Origin of the sequence: Lutibacter sp. (assembly GCF_040883305.1) — a bacterium.
In the GTDB taxonomy this organism is placed as follows: Bacteria; Bacteroidota; Bacteroidia; order Flavobacteriales; family Flavobacteriaceae; genus Lutibacter.
In genome coordinates this window covers 1-5,479 of sequence record NZ_JBFLKT010000065.1, presented here as the reverse complement: position 1 = coordinate 5,479, position 5,479 = coordinate 1, and the positions used below count along the sequence as shown (strand labels likewise).

At 28.6% G+C, this 5,479-nt stretch carries 5 protein-coding genes; 2 read left to right on the top strand and 3 right to left on the bottom strand.

What is annotated here, in order from left to right; translation table 11 throughout:
• On the bottom strand, window positions 1-249 hold a 249-nt coding region (locus AB1Z17_RS01960), incomplete at its 3' end, for a hemolysin III family protein (protein ID WP_368050107.1).
• A gap of 25 nt (window positions 250-274) precedes the next feature.
• Window positions 275-1,033, bottom strand: coding sequence for a lysophospholipid acyltransferase family protein (locus AB1Z17_RS01955; protein ID WP_368050106.1), 759 nt, complete (start codon window positions 1,031-1,033; stop codon window positions 275-277).
• Window positions 1,034-1,489: 456 nt separating this feature from the next.
• Between AB1Z17_RS01955 and AB1Z17_RS01950 the strand changes: the two genes are divergently transcribed.
• Together AB1Z17_RS01950 and trpS are read left to right on the top strand one after the other, a co-directional pair.
• Entirely contained in the window at window positions 1,490-2,881 is a 1,392-nt protein-coding gene (locus AB1Z17_RS01950) for a hypothetical protein (protein ID WP_368050105.1), read from the top strand.
• Between the two features lie 80 nt (window positions 2,882-2,961).
• The gene (gene trpS / locus AB1Z17_RS01945; protein WP_368050104.1) at window positions 2,962-3,930 is read left to right on the top strand and encodes a tryptophan--tRNA ligase; all 969 of its coding nucleotides are present in this window, start codon (window positions 2,962-2,964) and stop codon (window positions 3,928-3,930) included.
• 174 nt (window positions 3,931-4,104) lie between these two features.
• Here the strand turns inward: trpS and tyrS are convergent, their stop codons facing one another.
• Complete coding sequence (tyrS, locus tag AB1Z17_RS01940; protein WP_368050103.1) at window positions 4,105-5,391, bottom strand: tyrosine--tRNA ligase; 1,287 nt, start codon at window positions 5,389-5,391, stop codon at window positions 4,105-4,107.
• Window positions 5,392-5,479 lie beyond the last annotated feature (88 nt).

Sequence of the window (5,479 nt, the reverse complement as noted above, 5' to 3'; positions counted from 1 at the left end):
GAAAATATTTAATCTATAACGTAGTTTAGGCGTTTTTGAATTATGATAAAATGTGGATGCTGCATATAAAACTATTAAACTTGCACCATAAATACTAAAGCTAACTATATGCCAAGCCGAACCTTCTAAACTTGCAAAAACAACTAGTAAGACCAAAGCGATAACGCTTAAAATTAGTCCAAATGCATGAGAAATTACATTTAATTTTTCTTCTTTAGGATTGTAATAAGTAATTTTTTTTCCTTTCATTTTTGTATAACGAATTTAGAAGTATTTATGTATTTTTTAGTTGCTTTTTGTGGTCAGTAATAAGTTCGTTATAAATTAAATCGAAAGTTTTATTTTTTAAGGTAGCACTGTCTTTTAAAGTAAGCCCGTTAGTTTTAAAAAAATGATGAATTTTTACGCGTAATTTCCCAGGGCTTCCGCTAAAAAAAGTATATGAAAATCGTTTTTTACAATCGTACATAGTTATTGGAACTATTGGAATTTGATGTTCAATTGCTAAACGAAATGCACCATTTTTAAAATCTGCTAATACAATACTTTCATCATCAGGAACTAGTCCTTCAGGAAAAATGCACACATCTAAACCGTTACTTAACTTTTTTCGGGCTTCATCAAATACGGCTTTTCTACTTTTAGAACTATTTCTGTCAACAATAATGCAGGTTCGTCTGTAAAAATATCCAAAAATTGGAATTTTAGTCAGTTCTTTTTTTCCGACAAAAACAAACGGATTCTTAGCCAAAGCAAGCATCACCATTATATCAATCATAGAGGTATGATTTGGGCAAAACATATAACTTTTAGTATCGTCTAAAGTTTCATCCTCTTGCACGTCTAGTTTAAAACCCATTACAAATAGCAAGGTTTTTCCCCAAGCTCTTGCTAGTTTAAAAAATACTTTATAAAATTTATCTGATGAGGTTACAATTAATAATACTGGAAAAATAGCTATAATGCTAAATAATAACCAGCCATAAAACCAGCAACGCCATAAAATGAATAAAGGATATTTAAAAATTTTCATTGGTCAAATGTAAATATTTTGAATGACAATCTGATTAACAAAAAAGAATGTAACTGAAAATTACTTTTATTTTATATATTTATGAAGTATTAATTTTTTAAAATTTAACAACTCAAACTTGCCTCGATTATAATGTTTGTTTGGGTAAATCTCTTTTAAATGCTACTTATATTTTTCAGTTTTATTTATATTTTTATAACTACTCTGAATTTTGGAATTCTATTTAAAAAAATAGTTAGAATTACTAATTGTCATGTTGTTATTCATCATATTTTAGGTTTATTTTTTTATACCATTTTTACAAGTATAGCTGCTTTTTTTATAAGAATAAATATTGAATTTTATAGTATTGTTTTTATTCTAAACCTCATCATTTTTTTTTCCAATAAGCAGCTTTTTATAAAAGAAATTAAGTCATTTATAAACACTATTAGTAAACTTGATATTTTATTTAAAGTGCTTTTTTTTGTAATTTTTATAATTACACTTGCCCAAAGTGCAACTGCGCCATATCTTTTAGATAATGAGTCTTATTATATTCAAACTATAAAATGGATTAACGATTTTGGTTATGTAAAAGGGTTGGCAAATTTACACATGTTTTTTGCTCAAAATTCTGCTTGGCATACGTTACAAGCTGGATTTAGTTTTCCTTTTATTTCGGATTATTTTAATGATTTAAATGGGTTTTTATTTATACTAATGAGTTTACTTGCTCTTGAAAAAATAAACAATTATAAGTATAATTTAGACACTCAAGATTTATGTTTTGGTGCAATTTTACTTTTCACTATTTTCTTTATGCAATTTATAAATGCACCTTCACCAGATTTAATAGTGTTTGTTTTAACACCTTATGTTTTTTATATATTTATAAAGCAATACAATACTATAGATGAAAATTCATTTAAAATTGTATTGAGTTTAGTCCTTTTTTTGTGTCTAATTAAAGTAACTATTGCTGTTATAATTTTTCTGATATTATTGCTGTTTTTTAAAAATTTTCAATCTTTAAAGAAGCATGTTTTAACTTTTACGTTATTAAGTGGGGTAGTTCTTATTATTTTTTTAGTAAAAAATAGTATAATTTCGGGCTATCTCTTTTTCCCAATTGAAACTATTGATCTTTTTAATTTCGATTGGAAACAGCCACAATCTTTAGTGCAATTTTATAATTATGGAACTTATTTAGCAGGATTTGACAATCAGGAAGTTGCTGATTTAACCATTGTTGATCGTTTTTTATTTTGGTTAAATATTTCAAAATTACATGGTGTTTTTAACAAACTCTATGTGTTTTTATTATTGGTTTTTCCGTTATTTATTTTTAAAAACACTGCTAAAAAACCAATTAGTATTATTTATTTTTTAGCCATTTTACAATTTATAATTCTTTGGAATAATTCTCCTCAATATAGATTTTTCTTTGTGTTTATTATTTTCTTATCGCTTCAAATAATAATACCATTTATTAAAAATAAAAGTTATATCAACTATTTTCTGACCATAATTATCCTTTTAAGCGCAATTCCTATATTTTTTGAAATCAATTTAAATGCTTTAACAAAAAATTCTTTTGCAATGAAGTTAAGTAAATTTAAATCAAAGAATATGCTTATTCCTGAAGGGAAATCAAAAATAAACACGCCTTTTACTAAGGAAAATATTGAAGGTTTTGAATTCTATTCACCAAGTGATGATACCTTTTTTTGGGCTACTGGAAACGGTAATTTACCTTGTGTAAATAAAAATCAAGTGAATTATTTGAAACAATCTTTTGGGTATGTTCCACAGCTAAGGTCGAAAGAACTTAAAAATGGATTTAAATCTCAAAAAGGTATTGACTAATATTTTAATTTAAGAGTTGAGGATTTAATTTAGATAGTTAATCCTAAATATGTATTTTTGCTGTCAAAATTATAAAATAAATGTCAAGAATTTTAACAGGAGTTCAAAGTACAGGAACACCACATTTAGGTAACTTATTAGGAGCAATTATTCCAGCAATTGAAATGGCAAACGATCCAAAAAACGAATCGTTTTTATTTATTGCAGATATGCACTCACTTACACAAATTAAAAACGGAGACGAATTACGTCAAAACACCTACAGCACAGCTGCAACCTGGCTTGCTTTTGGTTTAGATGTTGATAAAAGTGTTTTTTACAGACAAAGTGATATTCCAGAAGTTACGGAACTTTCTTGGTATTTAAGTTGTTTTTTTCCATACCAACGTTTAACATTGGCGCATAGTTTTAAAGATAAAGCTGATAGATTAGAAGATGTAAATGCCGGACTATTTGCATACCCAATGCTCATGGCTGCAGATATTTTATTGTACGATGCTGAAATTGTTCCCGTTGGAAAAGACCAGTTACAACATTTAGAAATTTCCAGAGATGTAGCAAATAGGTTTAACCACCAAATGGGTGATACCTTGGTTCCGCCTGATGCAAAAATTCAAGAAGGAACTATGTGGGTGCCTGGCACTGATGGTGGAAAAATGAGTAAATCTAGTGGGAATATTATCAATTTATTTTTACCAGACAAGCAACTTCGTAAACAAATTATGAAGATTAAAACGGATTCTACACCTTTAGAAGAACCTAAAAATCCAGATACTTGTAATTTATTTAACTTATATAAATTATTGGCTTCTCCTGAAGAAATTGCAGTAATGAGAGCTAATTACGTAGGTGGAAACTATGGTTATGGACATGCAAAACAAGCTTTTTATGAATTGTTAATCAATAAATTTTCTGAAGAAAGAGCACGTTATAATTATTATATGGAAAATCTAAATGAAATAGATAAGGCATTGGCAATTGGAGCAAAAAAGGCTAAAGTTGTAGCTTCAGATGTTTTAAAAAGAGTACGTGCTAAAATTGGGTATTAAAATTTAGTTCTTAGAAATACTTCCCAATGTTGGTAAGTCAAAATATTGATGCACTTTCTTTTCATTTCGACATAGGAGGAATCTCAATAGAGCATATAACAATATGAGATTGCTTGTACCTCGGAATGACAACATTCTTAATTTAAATTTCTTAACTATAAATTAATCAAGTTTTTAAATCACTTTCAATAAAAAATAACTCTTTTTTCCGCGTTGTAATAATACAAATTTATCTGCAATTAAATCTGCAGGTGTAATTACAAAATCTTCTGTAACTTTTTCTTTATTAACCGAAATGGAGTTTTCTTTTAAAGCTCTGCGCACTTCACCGTTAGATTTTAAAAATCCGTTTTCGGCAAAAGCCGCAATAATATCAAGTCCGTTTTCAATTACAGAACGGTTAATTTCTGCTTGAGGAACACCATCAAAGACATCTAAAAATGTTTGTTCGTCTAGACTTTTTAAATCGGAAGCAGTAGATTTTCCAAACAATATATTTGACGCTTTTATTGCATTTTCATATGCTTCTTTTCCGTGAGTCATAATTGTAACTTCTTCACCTATTTTCTTTTGTAAAATACGTAAATGTGGTGCTTGTTTATGTTCAGCAATTAAGGCTTCAATAGTTTCTTTGTCTAAAAAAGTAAATATTTTTATATAGCTTTCTGCATCTTCATCAGATGAGTTTAACCAATATTGGTAGTATTTGTAAGGAGAGGTTCTGTTAGCATCTAACCACACATTTCCACCAGCTGTTTTTCCAAATTTTGTACCGTCTGCTTTTGTAATTAATTTACATGTAATTGCGTAGGCTTTTCCTTGTGCTTTTCTTCTAATTAATTCGGTTCCGGTAGTAATATTTCCCCATTGATCTGAACCTCCCATTTGCAACATACAATCTTTTTCTTTGTACAAATGGTAAAAATCGTATCCTTGAAATAATTGATACGTAAACTCTGTAAAACTCATTCCGGTTTTAGCATCTGAATCTAAACGTTTTTTTACAGAATCTTTTGCCATCATATAATTCACAGTAATGTGTTTTCCAACATCACGCACAAAATCAATTAATGAAATTTCTTTCATCCAATCGTAATTATTAACCAATTCGGCTTTATTTTCAACGGTACTTTCAAAATCTAAAAATCGAGCTAACTGTCCTTTTACACCTGCAACATTTTTATTTAAAGTTGCTTCATCTAGTAAATTGCGCTCGTCAGATTTCCCTGAAGGATCTCCAACCATTCCAGTAGCTCCACCAACCAAAGCGATTGGATAATGACCTGCTTTTTGAAAATGCATTAATATAATAATAGGCACTAAACTTCCAATATGCAGCGAATCTGCTGTAGGATCGAAGCCAATATAACCCTTTGTTTTATTTTTTAATAAATAGTCTTCAGTATCAGGCATAATATCGTGTAACATGCCTCTCCAACGCAGTTCTTCAACAAAATTCATTTTCAAATTTTTAAATTTCAGCAAAGATAAAATTTTAGTTTGTAGTTAGAGGTTTAAATGTTTAGTTTTTTACGCAATGGTTTAAGGT

Coding starts and splice junctions, on each gene's coding strand:
- AB1Z17_RS01955 (WP_368050106.1), bottom strand. CDS start 1,033: ATGAAAATTTTTAAATATCCTTTATTCATTTTATGGCGTTGCTGGTTT.
- trpS (WP_368050104.1), top strand. CDS start 2,962: ATGTCAAGAATTTTAACAGGAGTTCAAAGTACAGGAACACCACATTTA.
- tyrS (WP_368050103.1), bottom strand. CDS start 5,391: ATGAATTTTGTTGAAGAACTGCGTTGGAGAGGCATGTTACACGATATT.